This window comes from Streptomyces sp. SM10, from assembly GCF_002910915.1.
GTDB lineage: Bacteria > Actinomycetota > Actinomycetes > Streptomycetales > Streptomycetaceae > Streptomyces.
Window position 1 is genome coordinate 1 of the sequence record NZ_NEUF01000067.1, and the last position, 22,021, is coordinate 22,021.

Sequence of the window (22,021 nt, forward strand, 5' to 3'; positions counted from 1 at the left end):
AGAGTGCGGTACGTGACCTGATGTCCGGTTGGTGCTTGGGGTTGGGTGAGGAGTCCTGGTCGGCGGGGCGGACTGGTACTCAGGTGCGGGGCTGAGCGAACAGGCCGGGTTCGGGTTCGGTGAGAATGCCCCGTGTGACCAGGCGTTTCAGCTTGGACCGGATGCCTTCGGTGTTCTTCGGGAGGATCGGCAGGTCGAGTGCCTCGCACAGGTCGCGGGCCCGCATCGGCTGGCCGGTGTCGGTGAAGGCTGCGAGGATCTGCTGGTAGGCGGGGTGGTCCGGGGCCTCGGGCCGCGGGGAATCGTCGGCGGGCTTGGGTACCGGGATGTTCAGGATGGTCTTGCGGGTGATGCGCAGGTTCTCGGTTTCCGCGTCGAGTTCGCCGAGGCGGGTGGTGAGGTCCTCGATGGACGCGCGGAGCTGCCCGGCCTGCTCGCCGAGTTCGGTCTCCCGGGCCTCGAGGTAGGCAAGGATGGCTCTGATCTGCGGGTTGTCGCTCATGCGGCCCTCCAGGAGGGCAGGGCGGCGCCGGTGAGCCGGCGGGCCATGACCGAGGTCATCGCCCAGAAGACGCGAGAGCGCGAGGTGGCGGGCCGGTGCTCGTAGTCACGGACCAGGCGGCGGGAGAACATCAGGATTCCGTTCGTCTGCTCCACGATCCACCGCTTGGCCTGCGGGACGAAGCCCTTGTCGGCCGGGTTGCGCTCAACGATCTCGACGTCGATGCCGTACTGCTTGCCGTGGTCGACGACGGCCTTCTTGAACCCCTGGTCGACCAGGGCCTTCTTCACGGTGACCATCTGGGCGGCCACGCCGTCCAGCAGCGCGATTCCGGCGGCGTTGTCGTGCGCGGACGCAGGCAGGACGACAGCCTCTACGACGAGACCCAGTACGTCCACGGCCAGGCATCTCTTGCGCCCCGGCACCCGTTTCGCCGCGTCCTTGCCGGTCGTGGCGGCCGGGACGCCGACGGCCACGCGGATGCTCTGGGTGTCCATGACGATGAGGCTCGGGTCGGCTAATCGCCGCTTCCTCTCCCGCAGTTGCCACCGCAGCAGATCATGAATGGTCTGGTCGGTGCCATCGTCGCGCCACTTGTAGAAGTAGTACTTCACCGCGCCGGCGGGCGGCAGGTCGTGGGGCAGCAGGTCCCACTGGCAGCCGCTGCGGTTCTGGTACAGGATCGCGTTCACGATCTCCCGCATCTCGTATCTGCCCCGATGGCCGCTGACCGACGGATGCGCGGCCTTCCACGCTGTGATCACGGGCTCGACCAGGGCCCACTGCTCGTCGGAAGCGTCACTCGAGTACGGCTTGCGCATGCTCATGCCACAACCCAAGCGAACCCCGAACGCCTGACCGGCGATGATGCCCCAACGTCACACCATCGAGCGATCACAAGCCGGACAGAAGATTACGTTCCGCACTCTGAGATCAGCCTGGGCCGCCTCGTTCTCGGCCTGCGCCGTGGCCAGTTCGGTGTGGGCGCTCGTGTGTGCCGCGAGGACCTCTCCTTCCGCGTCGCGCAGCGGCTGGACGAGCTCCTTGACCGCACGGGTGATCTGGGCCCGGCTCACGGGGTCGCCTTCGGCCAGGGCATGCGCCTGCACGGCGGTCTGCCGGTGCAGTGTGTCCAGGGCGGTGGTCGTGGCGGGGGCGGCCGGCGGGGGCGCCGCGTCCACCAATTCCTGTACCTGGATCAGGGCCGCTTCCATGCTCTCGCGGGTGGTCAGGTGTCCGCGGTGGTGCGTGTCGGCCTTCTGCTCGGCCTCCTTCAGCTGGGCGGCCGCTTCCGCCTTCGTGTCCACCGCCGCATTGACGGCCTTTGCGCGTGCGGCGACCTTGCGTTTGGCCTGAGCAAGCGCCTTGCTGTCCAACGGTGGTGGGGGCGTGAAGTCGCCCGGGACGGGCCGGGTGCACACCGTGCAGGCATCGCCGGGCGCCAGACCGGCACCTGCCGCATGGGCCGCGTCCCCGCACTGCAGTGCAGCAACGGCGTCCTGGGCTGCTTTCAGAGCATCCCGCCGCTGTTGAAGCTCGTTCTCCAAGCTGTCGCTGTGGCCGCGGTGTTTCTCCGCAGCCTCGAGCGCCGTGGCCTGCGCCTGGAGATGTCCGGCCGCGCTCCGCGCTTCCTGCAGCGCCGTGCGCACGGCCTCCTGGACCTGGTCGCCGTGCGCGCGTGCTTCGCTCACGGCATGCTCGGCCCGCTCGGCCCGCTCGGCAAGATCCGCAAGGTGCTGCTTGCCCTCTGTCAGTTCCTGCCGTGCCTGCGTGTGCTCCTTCTCGTGCTCGCCGTGCTGAACCTGCTCCTGCTTCAGCTGTTGCACCACGGCGTCCAGGCCGGCTGCACGGCCCGGCAGCTGGGACAGGACGGTCAGCGCGCCGGACAAGGACTTGACCGTGTCACCGGCCTCGGCGGCCGCGTCGAGTACGCCCTGCGACGTGTCCAGCGTCTTGCTCAGGCCGCATCGGTCCTCTTCGAGGGCTGCCGCTTCGGCGTCGAACTCCTTCTCCGCCCGCGCCAGTGCGGCCATCTTGATACCCGCATCCGCGACAGCGCGCTCACGCAGCAACCGCGAGGCCTTGTCCAGGTCGGTCTTGCGGTGCTTGTGGCTGATGGCCCGGCGCTGGGCTTCGCGCAGGGCGTCCAGCCGCTCGCGCCGGCGGGCCGCGGTGCCACGGGTGCGCGCCACGTCCTGCGATGCCCGGGTCGCCGCGGCGCGGGGGTCCGGCAAGAGGCGATTGCGTTCCCGGAGGGCTTCGGTGATCTGCGCGGTCAAGCGCTCCAGCCGCGTGCTGGCCAGTGTGCGTACGCGTTCGATTTCGTTGATGCCGAAGACGTGGCGCAGGATGTCGGCACGGACGGCACCGGGCGCCTTGAGGAGTGCGTCGAACTTGCCCTGGCGCAGCAGGACGGTGCTGACAAAGCCGTCCCGGTCCAGCCCGATGATCCGGGTGACCGCCTTTGTCACTGCTTCTTTGTTGTCGAACCGCAGACCGTCGGGATCCTCGTCCAGGGGCTTGAGCATGGCCCGCGGTCTGGTGCTGTTCGCATACAGGGAACGGCGCACGGCCCACTCGCGTCCGTTCACCGAGAACTCGAACGTCACGTGCATGCTGGGACATCCCTCGCTGATGAGCTCGTAGACGTCCCGGCTGTTCCTCGACCACGAGCAGGTCCCGTACAGGGCGAAGAGGATCGCCTCGAGGAGAGTGGACTTGCCCGCGCCGGTGGCCCCCAGAATGGCGACCAGGCGTTTGTCGGTGAAGTCGATGGTGCACTCACCGGGGTAGCTGCGTACTCCGGTGAGGGTGAGCCGCAAAGGCCTCACGATGTCTCCGTCCAGGTGTCGCTCAGCGCGATGCGGAGCTGTTCTTCGGCGGGGGTCGGCGATGGCGTCTCGTCGTCGATCTCGTTGAGCAGTTGGGTGAACGCGGAGACGGTGGGCTCCGCCGCAGCATTGCTCATCCCTTCGCGCGTCAGGTAGGCGCGGAACGCGTCGGGAAGATCCGGCTCGTCGCCAGGAGCTTCGTCGAGGACCGCGTCGGCGGTTTCCTCCCGTGCCCGGACCGGTCCCACGAGGATCGCGTTGGGCACGATCTCGGCGACCTCCCGGGTGAGGAGTGTGCCGGGCTCCTCACCGGTGATGTCCGCCTTGAGGAAGGTCCCGTCGTACTGGGAGGCCTGAGCCCTCAGCTCGTCCAGGGTGCCGGGGAAGTAGGCCAGCCGGCGGCCGCTGGACAGGGGGCGGGGCAGTGCCTTCGCCTGCCGTCCGGGGTCGGCGTCGACGATCACGACGCTCTTGGAGTCGGTGGCCTCGCCGAAGTCCATGGGCAGCGGGCTGCCGGCATAGCGGGCGGGAAACTCGATGCCCGGCACGATCTGCGGGCGGTGGATGTGCCCGAGGGCGACGTACGAGACGTCGGGAAGATCCTCGGCAGGAAACTCGAAGGCCTCGTGCACGGCTCGCTCGCTGGCAGAGCGCGTGGCGCCGGTGACGTACACATGGGAGGTGAACAGCAGGACGTCCCTGCTGGGGTCGTACCCCTCGCGCAGGGCCTCCACCAGCTCCGCCTGCAGGCCGCGCATTCCCTCGGCGTAGTCCGCGGGCGTCATGCCGGAGGTGGAGGAGGACCGCCAGAACCGGTTCGGATGCACGAACGGCATGGCCGCCAGCCGGATGCGCTGCTCCCCGCCGCAGGCGTCGAAGGAGAGGACGCCCCCCTCGCGCGCCGGGCGCAGCCGGTCGACGAAGAACAGGCCCTTGCCCCGCGAGGGGCCGCTGACGAGGTTCAGGAACTTGAGGTACCCGGGGGAGTCGTGGTTGCCGGCCACGACCACAGTGGGGGCGACATCGGCGAGTTCGTGCAGCGCGCCCATGGCACGCAGCAAATCCGCCGCGGTGAGACGGGAGCTGTGGAACAGGTCGCCGCTGTGGATGATCAGGTCCGGCCGGTACTCCCGGGCGACGTCCGCGATCTCGGCCAGGACGGCGTCGAAATCCTCCTCGCGCGGATGCCCGTACAAGGTGTGGCCCACGTGCCAGTCGGATGTGTGGAGAGTTCTGCTCATGCCTTCGTGCGCCCTTCCGAAGGGAGGCGTAGGAGGGCACCAGTGGTGCCTTACGGGCCGGGACTGTACACCCTTCACAGGAAAAAACAGGAACATGCGGGTCCTGTTAGCATGCGGGCATGCAAGAGCATCTGGTCGCACTCGAGGAACGCATGCAGCAACTGCAGCAGGCGGTCCGGCAGGCGCTCGCGCAACACGACACGGCCCAGGCAGGCACCCTGGGGGAGGAACTGAGGCGTACCCAACGTGCCTGGAACGTTCTGTGCGGCCTGGAGGACGACCCGCCGGCCCAGCCGGAGCCCGCAGCGCCCCCGGCCGCCGTGGATAACCAGGCCGGCCTGCCCGTACGCGACCAGGTCCGTCAGGCGCTGGCCCTCCTCGCCGTCCCCGCCGCACCCAAGCTGCTCAGCCAGGTCCGCCACGCCTTCTTCTCCGGCGCACTGAACACCGCACGCCTGACCACCCTGCGCCGCGACGAGGAGCGCTCCTTCCGCTCCGCCCCCTACGCCCGCCCCTACTACATCTGCTCCGCGCTGACCTCCGACCTACTCTCGCCGGCCCGGGGGCTGCTCGCCCTGAGCACATGGCCCCTGGAGCAGCGCATCGTGGGACCACTCACCCAGCGCGTCCACTTCCTCACCTCGGCCCTGCGGCTGGTGGACGCCGCCGAACGCCTGGCCGCAGAAGCCCCGTTGCCACAGCCCGCCGAGCAACTCCTCGGGCAGTACAGCCGCGACCTCCACGGCCACACCCAGGGCCGACCCGACCTGGACGCGCTGCGCCGGGCCGCCGCGGCCGAGCTGGAGATCCACGCCGACGACGACGCCGACACCCGCACCGAGGCCGCCCGGCGCGCGCGCCGGCAACTCGGCGACGCCGAGCAGATCTTCGGCAACACCCTGCGCAGCACCACCCGCCTGCGCCGCACTTCGTAGCCCGCCTCTGCGACCCGCACGACCTGTGCCCCGCCCCTCCAAGGAAAACCGTGAGCTCACTCGACGCGCGACTGGGCGCTTTGCGGGGGACCGCCCCACCCGTCCCGCACAATGCACGAACCCTGGCCGCCCTGACCGCCAATCCCAGCTGCGAGCGCCGGCTGGTGATGGACGCTGCCGGTATCGACAAGGACGCACTCGCCGCCCATCTGGGCCATGCAAGACCGCTGCAGAAGTCCCAACTCGCCCTCGACTACGGCCTCGCCTTCGAACGCAAGGTCACCGCCCAGGGCGGGACACCTCTCGTGCCCCTGCTCCGCCAGGCCCTGGGGCTGACCCTGCCCGAGGTGTCCTACGCGGACGTCAACAGCGTCGGCAGCGACCACGACACGTCCTCTCTGGGGATCCGCCACGCCCGCACCCGCCACCTCGTCCTCAGCGCGGCACACCGCAAGTCCGAGCCCCGCACCCTGCTCGACCACCCCGTCCTGCGGCTGACCGTCGCCGGCCACCAGGTCTACCTCGAGCCCGACGTCGTGGCCTTCCAGCACAACGGCACATTCCGCATCGTCGAGATCAAGTCCTTCCCCGTCATCCACGGGCAGGCCGATCCCGCGAAGGTCACCGCGGCACTCTTCCAGGCCGCCGCCTACGTCCTGGCCCTGCGTGAACTCCTCGAAGACGACGGCCTGCCACCAGAACACGTCTCCGACACGGTGGTCCTGGTCAACCCGCGCAACTTCTCCCACCACCCCACGGCGACGCCCCACGACGCCCGCCCGCAGATCAAGACCCTCAGCCGCCTCCTCGGCAGACTCCACCGCCTGCCCGAACTGCTGGACCAGATCCCGTCCCGCACCACCTTCGACCTGGCGCCCGGCCCCGACAAGAAGCCGACCCGTCCCCGCGGCGACCTCGTCGCCGCCCTTGCCACCACGCGCCCCCACTACACCTCCGGCTGCCGCCACCACTGCGACCTGGCCCTCCACTGCCGCACCGAGGCCCGCAACCAGGGCAGCACCAAGACCCTGGGAACCGCTGTCGGCGAAGACCTGGCCGGAATCGACACCATCGCCACCGCCCTGGCCCTCACCGACGGACACCTGCACCCCTCACGCGACCAGAAGGACATCACCCAGGCCCTGCGCCACGCCCACCGCATCCACGCAGACCTCCGCACGGGCCGCGCATGAGCCTGATGACCTCGCTCCTGCGGATGCGTGCCGCCACCACCGGCGACGCCCTGCGCGCCAGCCGACTGCGCCATCTCCACCTCAGCGACAGGCCGTTGATGATGCTGACGCTGAAGCAAACCGGGCCCGCCGCACGGCCGCTGGCCGTCATGCTAGGCACCGACCCGCACCGCCCCCAGCTCCTGGTCGCACCCCCGTCAGGAAGCACCACCCCCATGCTCGCCGCACTGGCAGACACCGTCACCGGCCACATCGACGCCCGCCGGCAGCACACCGAACACCTGCCTGCCACCGCCAGCAAGCCTGCCCGCCAGCGCTACGCCGACGCCCCGCAGATCCTCGTCCCCAACCCCCAGACCGTGCAGCACCTCAAAGCCCTCGGGGACGACCTGAGGTTCCGCACCGTCGACGACCAGATGCCCACCTCGCGGTCCGTACAGCGCCTGGGGCACTGGCTCACCTATCTCACCGACCGCGCCGACATCCCCGGCTCCGCCGCCCTCATCCCCATGACCGACTTCCTCGGCATGCACTGGATCACCGGCCAGAGCCCCCTGGAGGACGAGGACCTCGCCACCCTGCTGGCCTGGATCGACCCGCCCCGCCACGCCGCCTCGGGACGTGACGCCGCCCAGCAGGCGGAAGACCCGGCCCTCCACCGATCCGCGGGCCCTGCCACCGACGCCGCCTTCGACAACGACCAACTGGCCCCCCTGTTCCACGCATTCGCCCGGGCCGACGAAGGGGACCGGACCCGCATCCTGCACGACCTCGACCGCATGCTGACCGCCTACCTGCAGCCCACCTGGGAGCGCATGTGGCAGGCCTACACGCTCCTGCAAGCCCTCCCCGAAGCCCACAGCACCGCGCGCCGCTGGGATCACGAACGCACCGCATTCAGCGACGAATGCAGCCACCTGACCCACGACGGACGCCCCCGCCCCGCCCGCGAGCAAGCCGTCGCAGCCGCCGTCCGCCTCGCCCGCACAGAACGCACGGCCGCCGCCTTCGCCGCCGAACGCGCAGCCGACGACCCCTTCGTACGGGCCGAACTGCGCACCACCGGCGAGGCCTTCGGCGGCACCGTCACCGCGATCGACCCCGAGCGCATCGTCCACGGCCCCAGCGGTCGTGCACGATGGCGGCCCCGGTTCACCCTGTCCACCAAAGACCCCGTGCACATGGAACCCGGCCAGCTCCTGGCCTCACATCTGCGCCGCAATGCCCGCTACAGGCTCGGCGAGGTCACCTACGAAGACGACGCCACGCTCGTCGAACTCGAGATCACGGCCGGCATGGGCCGCGTTATCAGTCCCACCCATGCCGTCCTGCCCACAGCAGGCGACTTCCTCGTCCTCACTCAGGCGCCGGACCACTACCAGATGCCGGAACTGCCTGCGCGAGAGCACACGCCCTGGACCCACGGAGGGCCGCCGCACGACCACACGGACGACAGCGGCGAAGACGAGGCCGGACAGTGACATCCCTTCACCTGCCGTCGCCGCAGGAGCAGACGCACCAGGCGACCCGCGCCATCCTGAACGAACTGCACGCGCTCACCCACCGCGGACTCGTCGTGGACGCCCCGCCCGGCGCCGGGAAATCTACCCTGGTCGTCCAGGCCGCCGGCACGCTCGCGCAACCCGGCGCCCCCTGCGTCGTCATGGCCCAGACCAACAGACAGGTGGACCACCTGGTCCGGCGCTTCGCCCGCGACCACCCCGGCCTGAAGATCGGCCGGTTCACCTCGGCGGAGCACATCATCGCCGCCGACCTGCAGGCACACCCCGACGTCCGTACCGGCACCCGTATCCAGGACCTCGAAAAGGCGGCTCACGTCATCGTGGGAACCGCCATGAAATGGGCCACGGTCACAGGCCGCAGGTGGCCCTGGGCTGTCATCGACGAGGCCTACCAGATGCGCTCCGACGTACTCCTGCGGACCGCTCACCTCTTCGACCAGACCCTCTTTGTCGGAGACCCCGGGCAGCTCGACCCCTTCTCCACGGCCGACCTCCCTCACTTGAAGGGACTGGCCCACGACCCCCTGAACAGCGCGGCCACCGTCCTGCTCGACAACAACCCGGACCTGCCCGTCCACTGCCTGCCCGTGTCCTGGCGGCTGCCGGCCGCGGCCGTCCCCCTGATCAGCGACGCCTTCTACCCCGCCACCCCCTTCCGGGCCGGAAGCGGCGAAGCCGACAGGACGCTCAGGTTCTCGGCCACCGGCATGGGCACTCCCATCGACGAAGTCGTCGAAACGGCCGCCCGGACCGGATGGGCACTGTTCGAGCTGCCGGCCCGCATCACCCACCGGGTCGACACCGAAGCCCTCCACGCCGTCCTCGCCATCGCCGAGCGGCTGCTGGTCCGGCGCACCGTCACCACGTGCGAAAAGGCCCCCGACGGTCACGTCCTTCAGCCCCACGACATCGCCATCGGAACCGCTCACCGCATCCAGGCCCACCGGATCCGCGCGCTCCTGGCACGCGAGTACCCCGAACTCCAGGGCATCACGGTCGACACCGCCAACCGGCTTCAAGGGTCCGAATTCCGCATCACCATCGTCCTGCACCCGCTCTCCGGCCGCGGGGACGCCTCAGCCTTCCACCTGGAAGCCGGCCGTCTGTGCGTCCTCACCTCGCGGCACCGGCACGCCTGCATCGTCGTCGCCCGCGCGGGAATCCCCGAACTCCTTGACGCCCACCCCGCCACCGACCCCGTGCACCTCGGCGTCACCTCAAAGACCCCCGAAGGCTGGGAGGCCCACCACGCAGTCTTCGACCGCCTGGCCCGCCACACCGTCCACGCTTCGGCACGGTCCGGTCTCCGGCGCGGATGAGCGGCCTGCGGCCATGCGCCCAAAGCGGATGCACCGGACGGACTGCGAGCGATGAGCACCGGTTCCTGCCGCGCGAGCGAGCTGCCAACAAGCCGCCACGGCAGGCCTATTGGCGATACGGCCGGTTTGTACGGGTCCGTCGCCCTCACTAAATGGTTCAAGTGTTCTATTGTAGGTTTGGCGGCTACGCGGCGGCATTCAGATGATTGGATGCCGGTGTCCGGTGAGGCGATATGCCGTTGGGGATGCAGCGGCGGCAGCCGGGCCGCCGGGGTGAAGCGCGGTTCTAGGGGATGGAGGGCCGCCCAGTGAGCGACCGCAGCGCGATCGAATGGACCGAGGCGACGTGGAACCCGACGACGGGCTGCGACCGTGTCTCCGCCGGGTGCGACCACTGCTACGCGCTGACCCTTGCGAAGCGGCTGAAGGCGATGGGCTCGCCCAAGTACCAGGCCGACGGCGATCCGCGCACGTCCGGGCCGGGCTTCGGGCTGACCGTGCACCCCCAGGCGCTGCGGGTGCCCTACGGGTGGAAGAGTCCACGGACGGTGTTCGTGAACTCGATGAGCGACCTGTTCCACGCCCGGGTCCCGCTGGACTATGTGCGCCGCGTCTTCGAGGTGATCCACGAGACGCCGCAGCACACCTACCAAGTCCTCACCAAACGGGCCCGGCGCCTACGCCAGATCGCCGACCGGCTCGAATGGCCGCCGAACCTGTGGATGGGGGTCTCGGTGGAGAGCGTGAAGGAACTGCCCCGGATCGAGGACCTGCGCCAAGTTCCGGCCGCGGCGCGGTTCTTGTCGTGCGAGCCCCTGCTCGGCCCGCTCGACGGCCTGGACCTGACGGGCATCGACTGGGTGATCGTGGGCGGTGAGTCCGGGCCGGGGGCCCGCCCGATGGACCTGGCCTGGGCGGAGGATGTGGTGGCCAGGTCCCGGCAGTGCGGCTGCGCCCCGTTCGTGAAGCAGCTCGGGTCCCGCTGGGGCAAGCAGCACAAGGAGATCGGGTGGTTCCCCGCAGCGTTGCAGGTCCGTGAATACCCCGAGCAGCGAGTCCGCGTGTGATCCGTGGCTGCGAAGCCACGACAGCGGGGGAGGGGTGCCGTGTCAGGCCGGCAGGCCGACCTGGCTCTTGGCCGTGAGCCGCCCGCTCGACAGCTGGGCCACCCGGCCGTTCTGCCGCATCTCCCGTATGGCCTGCAGCGAATGCTTGGGCAGCCAGCGCGCGGTCTCGGCCAGCAGCCACTCGCCGATCGTCTCCACCGTGGCCGGCCCCATCGACAGGCGCTGTGCGACCAGTTCCAGAAGCTCGTCGTCGGCGAGACCCAACCCTTGAAACAGATCGATCTGGCCGTCGGGGACGGCCCCGCGAGTACGCGGGTCACGGAAGCTCTCGCCGTCCCGGTCGTCGACCTTCCACATGGCGTCCTTCATCGCCCGCAGGCCAGCTGTGCTGCCGGTTCCGAAGACGAGGTAGAGGGGCTGCCCGGTGCGTGGCACGAGCTCGAACTGCAGCTGATAGCGGAAGCCGGACCGGCGCAGAGCGTCCCGGTAGGTCGACAGCCACACTCGCCACCGCTCGTCGGGGCGCAGTTCGGCGTCGGCGGGTGTCCAGAACGCCCGGCCGCCGAAGACCGTGTCGAGGACGTCCGGATTGAGGTTCTCGCGTCGGCTGAACCAGTTCGGGCCGAAGGTGGTGACGACCTCGCTGGAGGGGTTGCGGGCGATGCGCCGCATCGCGTCCAGCGGAACGTTAACGCTGCCCCAGCTGTCGAAGATGCCGAGGATGGGGTGGCCCCAGGCGCCCAGCCGGGTCAGCAGGGGCAGGCTGTCGGTGCCGGCGTCGCCGCGCTGGATCTCGAGGTGGACGGGCAGGTCGCGCAACGAACCAAAATGATCGTGGAGTTCGCCCAGCAGGTGCTGGTGCCGGGCCGGGTCTCTCTCGATGAAGACCAGGTGGACGCGCTGGGGGCTGAGGTGCATGCGGTCGACCGCGCTGTGGTTCAGCAGGCGCTCGAGGATGAAGACGGGTGAGCCGGGTTCGCCGTCCTGGTAGCGGCCGGGGCCGGCGAAAGCGTCCAGGAGCGTGACGCGGGGGCGGGCGTAACCGGTGCGCTGGGAGGTCTGCAGCAGAATGGGCCACCAGGCATCCAAGTAGCGCTCGTACAGGCGGTGCTTGGCGGCTGTCGCCGGTTCCAGCTTCCACAGCACACCCATCCTGGCCCCCTCCAGGTCGACGGGCGGGCGTTCGCCGACCGCCCCTGGGCTTGATGGTGAGAGCACCCCGGTTTGCTGTAAAGGGCATGTACGGGCTGCCGGTTCCCCCGGTCCACTCCAGCAACTTCCGCCAGCCCGGCCCCACTACGGGGATCGGCTCAGGCACCGACACCGGGATCGCGCCGGGGCAGCAGATGCCTGTACGGCCCCGGATGTCAGCGGGGTTCCGGACACTGGTCGTGCGCAACTACGACAGTGAGACCAGGGGGAACAACGTGAGTGATGATGCCGTCCAGCTCGCGGGGCGGATCCGCTTCGCCTTGGGCATTCTCGGTGAAAGCAACAGCCACCACGAGTTCGAGGCCTTGTGCCTGGGCCTGGCCCGCCGGAGGATCACCAGCAATCTGCTGTCGGCGACCGGCCCCGTCGCCGGCGGCGGGGACCAAGGCCGGGACGCCGAAAGTCACTGGAGCGACATTCCCCGGGAGCGCTGCCCGACATCCCTGTTCGCATCGCTGGCCTCCGCCCAGAAGGTGGTGATGGCCTGCACGATCCAAAGCACCGACATCCCGGGCAAGATCCGCAAGGACCTGGCATCGATCTGTGGGCAGGGCAAGCCCGTTGACCGCGTCATCTACTTCACGGTGACTGCGGTGCCTGACCAGGAAGCGGCACGACCTCATCGACGAAGCCGCCCGCACGCACCAGGTCGCCCTGGACATCTGGGACGCCGCCGCCCTCACCCACCACCTCGCCGACTACGACCTGTTCTACCTCGCCGTCCAGTACCTCCGCCTGCGAACCCTTAGGCTTCCTGGTGCAGTTAGAGCAGGTCGGGCATGGGGGAAACGTGGCGGAGAGCGCGCAGCTGTCGTTGTTGAGTGAGCAGTTGGTCGGAATCGGTTTTGAACGCCTTGGCCAGAGGACGCCGACCGTGCTGAGTAGCTCCCTGTTCGCTGGCGAGCTGGCCTTCAGCGCACCCAAGGGCTGGCAGAGCGTACGCGAACCGTCGTGGGAGCAACTGGCCGCACGCGCCGGAGAACTTCTCGCCGATGGACCGTTGCTCTTGGTGCCGACATGGGAGCGAAGGCCGAACTCGGACAGGCGTCGTGCAACCGGTCCCGACTTCTACCCCGAGGTTATGACCTCGTGCCGCCCGCCTTCCCTTGATGCCATGATGGCGGTGCTGCTCCCGGCACATGCATGGGTCTCGGATCAGCCCTGGGCGGCCGAGATGCGCACGAAGGTGGCCGAGCACTGGGACACCCTGCTCGTCGTCTACGGATCGGGCACGCTGACGCAGCTGTCTGGGAGTGTGGAATCGGCGGTTGTCTTCCTGCGGGCACGAGCACAGACCAGGCCGGTACTGAAGGTTTTCCAGGTGCCGCGCCCCCGCCCCGATGAGGCAGCTGTTATCAAGGACTTCGAGCGGCTGCTGACCCGTCAGGGCGGCAGGGGCGAGCACGGCTACGTGCTGCGGGAGACACCCGGCCCGGAACATGGCCTGTACTTCGAGCGCTTTGACCCGCACATCCTCCAACGCCGCGAGGACCTTGCCGGCTTCGGCGCCGTCAACTCCCTCGGTGATCTCTTCACTTTTCACCTCGCCTCCTTCAACGATGCGACTCTCAGAGGCCAGCATCTGATGTCATCGAAGGATTCCGGAGGGGTGCGCATGGTCCGGCCGCGGGACATCGGCAGGGACGGCACCATCGCCCCACCGTCGGATGAAACCCTGTGGGCGGCCATACCCGCAGATCAGCAACTCTCCGCGGGAGACTTGGTGATCCGCCGCATGATCGCCCCGATCACGGTACCCCCACACGGCTTCTTCACCGCCGAGGTCGGTGAAGAGGATCTCCCCGCCGCCGTGTCCGACCACGTGGTGGTCCTCAGGCCCATCAAGCCGCTCTCCCGGCCGCAAGCCCGCTTGATTGCTATGTTCCTGCGTGCCCCACTCGCCCTGGCCCTGGCCGGGCCACGGCCAGCCAACATCAGCATGCAGGCACTGTCCACGCTGCCTGTCCCACAGCCCGATGAGGCACTGACTAAAGCTCTCGACGAACTGACGGCCGCCAAGCAGCAGTTCAGACGGTGGGAACAGGAAGCGGACTCGGTGATCGAGTCCGTCTTCCTGGAGAAGACAGCGGCCCGGGCACGCGCCCGCGTCATTGACTCCGGCCGCGCGCTGCGTCTGCGCGTCGAAGCAGCCTCGCTGCTCGACGACCTCGGCCACAGCGTCCGCACCCGCTTCCCCTACCCCATCGCCTACCGCTGGCGCGAGACCGAGGCCCGTATCAGTACCGGAGACACCCAGGCCGCCTACGCCGCGATCCTGGACACCTCCGAGCAACTGCTGTGCTACGTCGCGCAACTCGTTCTCGCCCTCACTCACTCCCAGAACATCACGCTGGGAGCGGTGACGGCGATCCGGGACAAGCTCGCCAGCGGGCGCAGCGGCCCGGGCTTCGGAGACTGGGCCAACGTACTCAACGAAGCCGCGACCAGCCGACAGCTCAACAGCCTCGACGAAGCCCACCCCCTAAACGACATCCGGACGCTACTGGCGCACCAGGACACCGAGAAGGCCCGCCGAGCCCTGAGCGAGCGCCGTAACCACCAGGCCCACCTGCGGCGTGTTGACCCAATCGACCTGCCTCACGCCATCGATGTCGCCTTCGCTGACCTGACCTGCCTGGTCGAACGAGCCAGTTTCCTAGCCGACCTGCCCCTGCTGGAGATCACCGATGTCCGCTGGGACGCCTTCACCCGCAGCGCCCGAGTGGAGTACCGGGAACTGGCCGGAGACCACCCCGTCGTCCCGACCCGCACCATGACCTCACCCAGCAACGATGTGGAGACAGGCAGCCTCTACCTTCGCGACACCGACGGCGCACTGCACCTGCTGCGACCGTTCCTGATCGGCCGGGACTGCCCGACCTGCCGCACCTGGTCCACCTTCCACGCCGACCTCGCCCCCAAAGACGCCGTGGTCTTCAAGAGCCTCGAACACGGCCACACGTTCGAAGACACATCTCCCGATGCTCGCCGCCTGTTGGGGCAGGTCGGCTTGGTGTGAAACGTCATACGACCGACCGGCGTCGTGGTGTCGGCAGCGGCCGTTCTGCCCGGTCCCGGTCTGACAACCCGGCCCGCCCGTCCGGGACACCGCCGCCCGGGATCTGACCCGCGGTCGCGCACCACACCACGAATGATCATGATGCGATGTGCCGACCACGCGCTGTGGCAGGCGGCGCATACGGTTTTGCGCCACCCTTCCGGCCGGTCGCCGCGGGTGCGGACGCGGCCGGGCGCGCCGCAGAACACAGGTGCGCTCGGCCTCCGCTTCTGCGGAGGCGATCAGGCTCCTAAGAGCGTCGCCGCTGGCCGGTGGCCCTTCCGCGTAGACGCGCAGGCCGCCGAATTTCTCTTTGAGGTCGAGGAGACGGTAGCCGGGGAAGGCGGCGCTGATCTGCTCATGCAGACGCTCCAGGAGCTGCCGTCAGCCCGGTCCCACCGCGTGTATCCGCGCGGGGATCTGTAGCGGGTGCGTGCCAGAGGCGGCGGGGTCGTCAGCCATTGCCTCATTTTCGCGCACGACGTGACCCTTCACCCCCACGAGGTGCTCTCAGTCCTCGTCATCGCGGGTGCCGTCGTCTTCGTCTGCTGACATGTGGTGGGCGTTGACGCCGGCTCGGCAGCGGGCGGCGCCGATCGTGTCGTGCAGCCGGGTGAACAGGTCGGGTCGGATGAGCAGGTCCGCTCCCGCGACTGCGGGCAGGAGTGGTTCGTAGTTTCCGTCGTGGACGAGGTGGCCGTGCCACTGCCGGCAAATCAGTGCCTCACCGGTGGCGTCGCTGAGGCTGAACCCGCAGATGCCTTTTGTGGGTTCAAGTCCGAGTGCGGCCACGACGCTGGCGGCGGGTGCGAGTACGCAGAGGGGCAGGCCGAGGCCGCTCAGGGTACGAGGACGAGGCGTATCGATCAGGCCAGTGGCTCCAGCATCAGTGAGGGCCGTCAAGGCCTGGTCTGCGGTACTGATGTGGTCGGCTGCCGACTCGGCCGTAAGGCCGAGACCCAGGCGCCGCCACGGGCTGGTCCACAGCTGCCAGGGGGCCTGGGAGGCGGGCAGCGTGCCAAGCGGCGGGTCGTCGTCGAGGGCCTCCAGACCGACGGCGATCTGCAGTTGGCGGGCGGGCTGATCCGGATATCGGCGTGCAGGAGTGCGCTGCCGCTCGAACAAGCCGATCTGCACCCAGCCCTCGTGTGGGCCTTCGCCCACGCGAGCAAAGGCCATGGCGTTTCCCGGCAGGGACCGTAGGCCCGCGACCGAAGCGAAGCCGGTAGGCGGCCAGGGCTTGTCCGCTTGATGGCTGTCGCTGAACCACGTTGCTGGGTCGAGGGACCACGCCAGCGCCTCGGGACGAGTCAGAGGGCGGGGAATGCGGGCGAGTTCGGCACGCAGGGCCGCGCGGGGGTCGTCGCGCAGTCGCGCGGCCGCGGCGCGTTCGAAGCTTTGGGCACTGCCGAGATGTCCCGCTTGGGCAAGCGCGGCACGTAGGCCGGCGGCAGCGCGCTGCAGGGAGTCTTCGGCGGCGGCCTGGTCGGCGAGGTAGGCGTCGGGAAGCTGGCTGCGGCGTCCATTGGTCAGAAGGTCAAGCTGTGTGCGCATGAGCGTCTCGACGTCAGGAAGGGCATCGATCACGAGGTCGATGACGGTCTCGCGAAGCCCGGCCGGACTGCCGACTGCGTCGAGGCGGGCGCCCAGGTAGTGGTCGACGAGGTGGGTTGCGAACTCCCGAGGGTTGTTCATGCGCCGTCCTCGGTGAGGGAGAGGACAGCGGTGATGGCGCGTGCGAGTGTCGGATGGGCTGCCGTTGCTGCGGGGGCGGGCGCCTGGTGGCCGGCGCGGGCCAGGACGGCGGCGGCATCCGCACGGACGGACAGCACGTCACTGCCGCACAGCGTGACGAGCTGCTCGAGGAGGGCGGCATCCAATGGTCCGTCGGGCAGGTGGCCTTGTAGGACGGTCAGGAGCCAGGTCAGGGGACCGGCGCCGAGGTCGAGGGAGAGGACGCGCGCCGCAGCCGCCTGCGCTTGGCTGGAACGGCTGGCCAGCAGAACTGTTGCTGCGATCAGGGCACGGCGCTTGTCGCCACGTTCGGGCAGGGCAATCGTGGCCATGGCAAGCTCGCACAGCGCGGTGTCGATGTCGTGCTGGGTCGCTTGCTCCGGCACCGGGTGGTAGGCGCCCTGACCGAGACGGGCATGGCCCGGCAGACGGTGGGCGATGACGTCATACGCCGCATCCCAACAGGCGAGGGCGCTGACAGCCGGGGGCGAAGCAAGCGGAGGCTGAACGGCGAACGCCGAGACCAGGGCCAGACTGACACCGATAGTGCGGCTGTAGGACGCCTCGGCGACGGCGTGGGCCACTTGGTCTGCGAGGTTGTGGGCTGCGGTGGCCGCGTCCGCGAAGTGCGCTTGCTGCCACAGATCCAGGCGGTCATTGCCGCCGAAGGAGCGCCATCCGCCGCTGCCTCGCATCGTGGTGTAGGCGAGCATGCCCGCCGTGGCGGCGAGTGGGCCGAAGACATCAGGGTCGGTGTCCTGGCGCAAGTGGAGCCCCAGGGCGAGGTCGGCCAGTAGCTCAAGGGGACGGGAGGTGTTCATCTCGTCGGCGATCCGGTGCAGGAGCTGGATGGCTGCGTCTGCTCCCTGACCGTCGAGGATCTCCAAGAGCCGCCACCCGACTGCATTGGCCAGGGCATCCCTCGACCACCGTGGGCCCGAGGGGGCGTCGTATGTCTTGCTGCTGCGGTCACGGACTGCAGCAAGCGCGCCAGCAGCACCTTCTGGCAGCGTCGGGCGCTGCTGGGCGTGCAGATAGGCGTCTGTGGTGGGGCGTTTCTCGGGGCCCGACCAGTCACGTGAGGTGTTATCGGGCATGGGGCGGGGCGCCCAGGGCGAGCCGCCCTCACCGCCACAGCGCTGCGCTGCTGCGCGCAGCGCAGAGGTGGGCTCGTCCCCGGCATCCTGCGATGCGGCGATCAGTGTCTGGTCGTCGTAGGTGGAGGTGATCGCATTGGCCAGCACCGGCAGGAGACGCGATGCGCGGGCCGCGTCGTCGCCAGGCAGGTTAGCGAGCCTTGTGAGCAGAGCAATGTCCTGCGGGATGCTGCGGCCGCCGGGTCCAGAGGCGATGCGGAGCGCGGCCAGGACGACAGGGTCGGCCGTGTCAGCCTGCGTGGCCAGCAGCTGCCGATGGGCCTCGTCCACCCGGCCGTCGGGCAGCCCGGGCTCGGCCAGCAGCACCTGGGCACCCAACTGCGCGGCAGCCCGCGGATCCAGGCGCGCAAGGAAGCGCCACCACTCCTGCGGTGATCCCGCCGTCCCCCGCCCATCGGTGCAGTCCGCGACGAGATAGACAAGAGGCTGCGTACGCGCCAGACGCACCTGAGCCTGGACGGGGTCGGCCTGCATGAGCTGAGGCAGCGGATCCAGCAGTTCCTCGATGGTGATGTCCTTGTGGCCGCCGTAGGCCCCCATATAGCGGGCGGCACGTTCCCAGCACTGCTGCGCCTCGTGGGGGTCGTCGCAGGCGAGACTCACGCGGGCCATCTCAAGCTCGAAGTCGGCGTGCTCCGCATACAGCGCACGGCGCTCGGCTTGTGCCGCTCGCAGCGTGCGTATGAGCTCGTGCACGACGTCGGACCCGGCCTGGCCGACGCTCCCGGCCAGCAGGGACAGCAGCTCTGTGGTGACCAGCGGGCCGGATCCGGCCATGCCCATGAGAGAGGTGGTGGTGCCCTCGCTGACGGCTTGCAGAGAGGCGATGCCCAGCGCGACGTCGTCGCCGCGCAGCAGGGCGACGGCATCGTGCAGTACCTGCCGCACCTGCCGGTGGATGTCCGCAAGATCGCAGGCCCGGGGGCGACCCGTGAACGCGTGTGCATGCTGAGCCAATTGTTCGAGCGCTACACACACGGTGGCGGACGCGGTTTCGGCCGGTAGGATGTCCGCCTCGACGTCGCGGTGCAGGCCGACGGTGGCAAGGGCGAAGCGCAGCCAGGCACGGTAGAAACCGTCACCCCCCAGCAGGGGGAGCAGCCGGGCGGGCGCCTGCGGATCGGCGGCATGGGCCACGGCCAGCAGTGTCAGCCACCTGTTCACCGGGCCAGACAGACCGCTGGCACGGTCGGTCAGCACGTCCTGCGTTGCCTCGGCGAGAACCGAGGCGATGTCCCCGGAAAAGACCTCCTCGGCAAGGTCCGCCACTGCAACGCCATGGCGGAGCAGACGCCGAGGGTCACATGGTCCGCTGGCCCAAGCCGCGGTGGCCAAGGTACGGGCAGACGGCAGCATGTTGCCTGCCGTGCTGTGGGCATCAGCAAGATGCAGCAACAGGGACGCGCGCCGGTCGGGATGCTCGATGAGCTCCGCGCTCTCGATCAACGGGTCGGGACCCAGACAGTCCAACAGCACACCCAGTGCAGGCTCGGGTGACGTCAGGGCCTCCTGGTCGAGGAACCGGGCCACCCGCTGTGCGAGCGTAAGCGGGACCTGCTCAGACTCGACATCGTCGGCAGCCCGGGCCGGCAACCGGATCCGTCCGCGCAACTCCGCCAGGAACACCGACTCGTCGCTATCGGAACCGTAGTGAACCCGTTCGCTGTCGCGTGCTTCGTCCCACGCCGTCAGGTACGCCCCCCACGGGGCAGCACAGCCGGCCCGGTCGACCGCAGCACACAGTTCCAAGCCCCACCGGGCCGACATCGTGGGCACACCCTCATACATCAGGCTTGCCGCCACGCGGTCGGCTCCCGACAGCGCCACCAGCACATCCGCATACGGCACCAGGGAACCCGGCAAGCCCTCGTCCTCGTACGTCGCCCGCGCTCGGCTCAGCTCGATACAGCGCACCATCGTGGGCCAGTCGCTGCGGACCGCCGCACGCCATGCAGCCACGGTCAGGGTGTGGACGATGGCCTGCGGCGGCTGCAGCCCGGCAATCGCGCGGGACATGAAATCGGGCCCGATCAGCAAAGCGAGTTCGTCGTCGCGGCCCAGAGCGGCCAGCAGTTCGGGCAGGTGCCGGAAGGCACGGGGATCGGTGAAGAAGCCCCGCTGGGACAGCCAGTCGGCAGCCTGAGACCGGACCTGATCAACCCATCTGTGATCGCCGTCGACCCGGCGGATGAAGCGGCTGAAGCTCTCATGGTGGATCTTCAGTCCGCCGATACCCGGCTGTTGTGCGACGATCGGCGCCACGCTCGTCAGCGCGGCACCGATCTGCACCCCGGGCAGCGGGAAAATCTCCTCGAGTTCCTCTGCGGTCACGGCGAAGTCGCAGACCGCGAGCATGCTGACAGCAGAGCGCTGCCCGGGGGCCAGACCCTCCAGCAGATAGGCGTAGTAGTCGTCGAGGTCATGCGCCGACGGCGGGACCGCCCGCAACCTCTCCAGAGGATCGCCGACGCCATCCGGCGCGGGCGCCGCTCCCCGACCCGGGACCGGACCAACCGCCTGCCGGCACAGATACGTGGCGTACAGAGCATTGCCTCGTGAGCGCTCCTCGATCAGTGCGACTGCGGCCTCCGCCCGCGCGGCGGGATCGACCCCCTCACCGGCAGGCGAGGACGCCAGGGCCATCAGCACGCCCAGCCGATCCGCCAGAGCATGCAGTTCGGCGCGGTTGAGCGGAGCAACGGTGATACGCGAGGCACCGACGTCGACAGCCTCGAGGTGGGGGCCGGGCTGACTGGCCAGGACAAGCACGACACCGGGCGGCAGTTCGAGGGCGGTGAGGTCCGCGACCAGTTGGGCCGCCGGGTCCGCCTGTGCGCGAAAGGCGCTGCCGGTGCTGTACCCCAGAACCCGGCTGACATGGTCGATGCCGTCCACGATCAGCGTGATCGGCCGGTCCGGAACCAGGGCGCGCACCGCAGTGACCGCGGCCGTGAGCGTCTCCGGCGTGGCCGCATAGCGGGGCCGGACCTGCGCCAGCGCCTTCGGGACGGCCGCGCCCAGCTGCTTCAGCAGGCTGCCGATCACCACCTCGGTCAGCACACGCTGCTCACGGTCGCTGTCCGCGGCGCCGAGCCAGCAGTGATGCCGCACCGCCAGCCACGTCTGCCGCAGCTCATCCCCGAGCTGCTCGCACAACCACGACTTGCCGACGCCGGGAGCGCCGGTGACCACCACGACACCCCCCTGCTGCGCAGCGTCCTCCACGGCCGCAACCACGCCCGTGAGCACCGTGGGACGGGTCACCTCGGTGGCGCGGTCCACGGGGTGCCCCTCACGGACTGCCCCGAAGTCAACTTCCAGGCCCAGACGGGGAAGCAGATCCTCGACCAGCACGGTTCCCACCCGGCTCCGCGCCGCTTTCGCCGTCTCGATCAGGGCCAGCGCCACCTCCTCAGGCGCGCGATGCCGGTTCGGCGGCCGCCCTGCCCCGAGCTCTTCGGTGATGCGGCGCAGCAAGGCCGCCTCAGCTGGTCCGGGCTCGCGGATGTTGAGCGAGCACGCCGGAAGATTCGTGTCGACGACCAGGGAAGCGCAGGCACGGTCGAGCAGGTCATCACTGACCTCGGCGAGCATGTCCTTCCACGGAGCGTGTGCTCGCAGCGCAGCGACGTCGAATCGGAACCGCTTGCTGCTCAGGCCGTGCAGCGCAGGCCCCGGGTCGGTGCTCGTGCTGACCGGCCGCAGCACCCGGATCAGATCGGGATCCTCCGGCTCCGTGTCACGCACCACAAGGCGGTGCGAGGCACCGGGAAGCGCGGTGAGGCCAAGGTCCATGGAGGAGAAAAGCAGATCCAGACGCAAACCCCGGTTGTCCTTCGTGAAACTCTCCACTGACAACGCGCGGTCGTGATCTGTGTGCTTGATCTGCAGCCGTTCGCGGCTGCCGGTGCTCCACTCGCACGTGATGTCGTCAAATCGGTCACCGGTGAACATCTTCGTGTCGACCAGCACGGATTTCGCGCGTCCCACCGCCAGATCCACCAGGCGCAGCGCGGTGAGCAGGTCCTGGTAGGCGTAGCCGAGGTGTGTCGGGCGCAGCCCCATGCTCACCTCCAGCGTGCCTTGCTCACTCGGCACCCCCCACGGTGCGCATCGCGATCACCCTAACCTCCATGCCGTACCGGGACGGAATGGAAATCCAAGCGGTGAACTTCCACGTTTGCCTCCTTCCCTCGCCAGACCCTGGGAGGGACAGACGCCACCCCGGGGCGACTCGTGTTGAGGGCCT

General features: G+C 69.2%; 14 protein-coding genes. 7 read left to right on the top strand and 7 right to left on the bottom strand.

What is annotated here, in order from left to right:
- Window positions 1-79: 79 nt before the first annotated feature.
- The 4 genes from B9S57_RS08825 to B9S57_RS08840 are packed head-to-tail and all read right to left on the bottom strand — an operon-like array spanning window position 80 to window position 4,574.
- Window positions 80-502 (bottom strand): hypothetical protein, encoded by a 423-nt coding sequence (locus tag B9S57_RS08825; RefSeq protein ID WP_103514945.1) that lies wholly within the window; start codon window positions 500-502, stop codon window positions 80-82.
- Complete coding sequence (locus tag B9S57_RS08830; RefSeq protein WP_103514946.1) at window positions 499-1,329, bottom strand: IS5 family transposase; 831 nt, start codon at window positions 1,327-1,329, stop codon at window positions 499-501. Before B9S57_RS08830 ends, B9S57_RS08825 begins: the two co-directional genes overlap by 4 nt.
- A 51-nt stretch (window positions 1,330-1,380) precedes the next feature.
- Window positions 1,381-3,333, bottom strand: a complete 1,953-nt coding sequence (locus tag B9S57_RS08835; RefSeq protein WP_181011276.1) for an AAA family ATPase — start codon at window positions 3,331-3,333, stop codon at window positions 1,381-1,383.
- Entirely contained in the window at window positions 3,330-4,574 is a 1,245-nt protein-coding gene (locus B9S57_RS08840; protein WP_181011277.1) for an exonuclease SbcCD subunit D, read from the bottom strand. Before B9S57_RS08840 ends, B9S57_RS08835 begins: the two co-directional genes overlap by 4 nt.
- A 119-nt stretch (window positions 4,575-4,693) precedes the next feature.
- On the opposite strand from B9S57_RS08840, the gene B9S57_RS08845 reads away from it, so the two are divergent.
- The 5 genes from B9S57_RS08845 to B9S57_RS08860 all read left to right on the top strand — a co-directional run bounded on the left by B9S57_RS08845 (window position 4,694) and on the right by B9S57_RS08860 (window position 10,611).
- A complete protein-coding gene (locus B9S57_RS08845) occupies window positions 4,694-5,509 on the top strand; it encodes a hypothetical protein (RefSeq protein ID WP_103514979.1) in 816 nt (271 codons plus the stop codon).
- A 50-nt stretch (window positions 5,510-5,559) separates the two neighbouring features.
- Window positions 5,560-6,702 (top strand): hypothetical protein, encoded by a 1,143-nt coding sequence (locus B9S57_RS08850; RefSeq protein WP_103514980.1) that lies wholly within the window; start codon window positions 5,560-5,562, stop codon window positions 6,700-6,702.
- On the top strand, window positions 6,699-8,183 hold the full coding sequence (locus B9S57_RS35300; RefSeq protein ID WP_258036308.1) for a hypothetical protein: 1,485 nt from the start codon (window positions 6,699-6,701) through the stop codon (window positions 8,181-8,183). The genes B9S57_RS08850 and B9S57_RS35300 overlap by 4 nt, the downstream gene beginning before the upstream one ends.
- Window positions 8,180-9,544 (top strand): AAA domain-containing protein, encoded by a 1,365-nt coding sequence (locus tag B9S57_RS08855; RefSeq protein WP_258036309.1) that lies wholly within the window; start codon window positions 8,180-8,182, stop codon window positions 9,542-9,544. Before B9S57_RS35300 ends, B9S57_RS08855 begins: the two co-directional genes overlap by 4 nt.
- Before the next feature lie 308 nt (window positions 9,545-9,852).
- Window positions 9,853-10,611 (top strand): DUF5131 family protein, encoded by a 759-nt coding sequence (locus B9S57_RS08860; protein ID WP_103514982.1) that lies wholly within the window; start codon window positions 9,853-9,855, stop codon window positions 10,609-10,611.
- Window positions 10,612-10,653: 42 nt separating this feature from the next.
- Here B9S57_RS08860 and B9S57_RS08865 read toward each other — a convergent pair whose 3' ends face one another.
- On the bottom strand, window positions 10,654-11,763 hold the full coding sequence (locus tag B9S57_RS08865) for a three-Cys-motif partner protein TcmP (RefSeq protein WP_103514983.1): 1,110 nt from the start codon (window positions 11,761-11,763) through the stop codon (window positions 10,654-10,656).
- 239 nt (window positions 11,764-12,002) lie between these two features.
- Between B9S57_RS08865 and B9S57_RS34130 the strand changes: the two genes are divergently transcribed.
- Both B9S57_RS34130 and B9S57_RS08870 read left to right on the top strand, forming a co-directional pair.
- Window positions 12,003-12,572, top strand: a complete 570-nt coding sequence (locus B9S57_RS34130) for a hypothetical protein (RefSeq protein ID WP_146057730.1) — start codon at window positions 12,003-12,005, stop codon at window positions 12,570-12,572.
- Window positions 12,573-12,613: 41 nt separating this feature from the next.
- Window positions 12,614-14,842: a hypothetical protein gene (locus tag B9S57_RS08870; protein ID WP_146057731.1), complete on the top strand. Its 2,229-nt coding sequence runs from the start codon at window positions 12,614-12,616 to the stop codon at window positions 14,840-14,842.
- Window positions 14,843-15,391: 549 nt separating this feature from the next.
- Here the strand turns inward: B9S57_RS08870 and B9S57_RS08880 are convergent.
- Together B9S57_RS08880 and B9S57_RS08885 are read right to left on the bottom strand one after the other, a co-directional pair.
- Window positions 15,392-16,576 (bottom strand): hypothetical protein, encoded by a 1,185-nt coding sequence (locus B9S57_RS08880; RefSeq protein ID WP_103514986.1) that lies wholly within the window; start codon window positions 16,574-16,576, stop codon window positions 15,392-15,394.
- Complete coding sequence (locus B9S57_RS08885) at window positions 16,573-21,837, bottom strand: AAA family ATPase (protein ID WP_146057732.1); 5,265 nt, start codon at window positions 21,835-21,837, stop codon at window positions 16,573-16,575. Before B9S57_RS08885 ends, B9S57_RS08880 begins: the two co-directional genes overlap by 4 nt.
- Window positions 21,838-22,021: the final 184 nt, after the last annotated feature.

Coding starts and splice junctions, on each gene's coding strand:
- B9S57_RS08825 (WP_103514945.1), bottom strand. CDS start 502: ATGAGCGACAACCCGCAGATCAGAGCCATCCTTGCCTACCTCGAGGCC.
- B9S57_RS08830 (WP_103514946.1), bottom strand. CDS start 1,329: ATGAGCATGCGCAAGCCGTACTCGAGTGACGCTTCCGACGAGCAGTGG.
- B9S57_RS08840 (WP_181011277.1), bottom strand. CDS start 4,574: ATGAGCAGAACTCTCCACACATCCGACTGGCACGTGGGCCACACCTTG.
- B9S57_RS08845 (WP_103514979.1), top strand. CDS start 4,694: ATGCAAGAGCATCTGGTCGCACTCGAGGAACGCATGCAGCAACTGCAG.
- B9S57_RS35300 (WP_258036308.1), top strand. CDS start 6,699: ATGAGCCTGATGACCTCGCTCCTGCGGATGCGTGCCGCCACCACCGGC.
- B9S57_RS08865 (WP_103514983.1), bottom strand. CDS start 11,763: ATGGGTGTGCTGTGGAAGCTGGAACCGGCGACAGCCGCCAAGCACCGC.
- B9S57_RS08880 (WP_103514986.1), bottom strand. CDS start 16,576: ATGAACAACCCTCGGGAGTTCGCAACCCACCTCGTCGACCACTACCTG.
- B9S57_RS08885 (WP_146057732.1), bottom strand. CDS start 21,837: ATGGGGCTGCGCCCGACACACCTCGGCTACGCCTACCAGGACCTGCTC.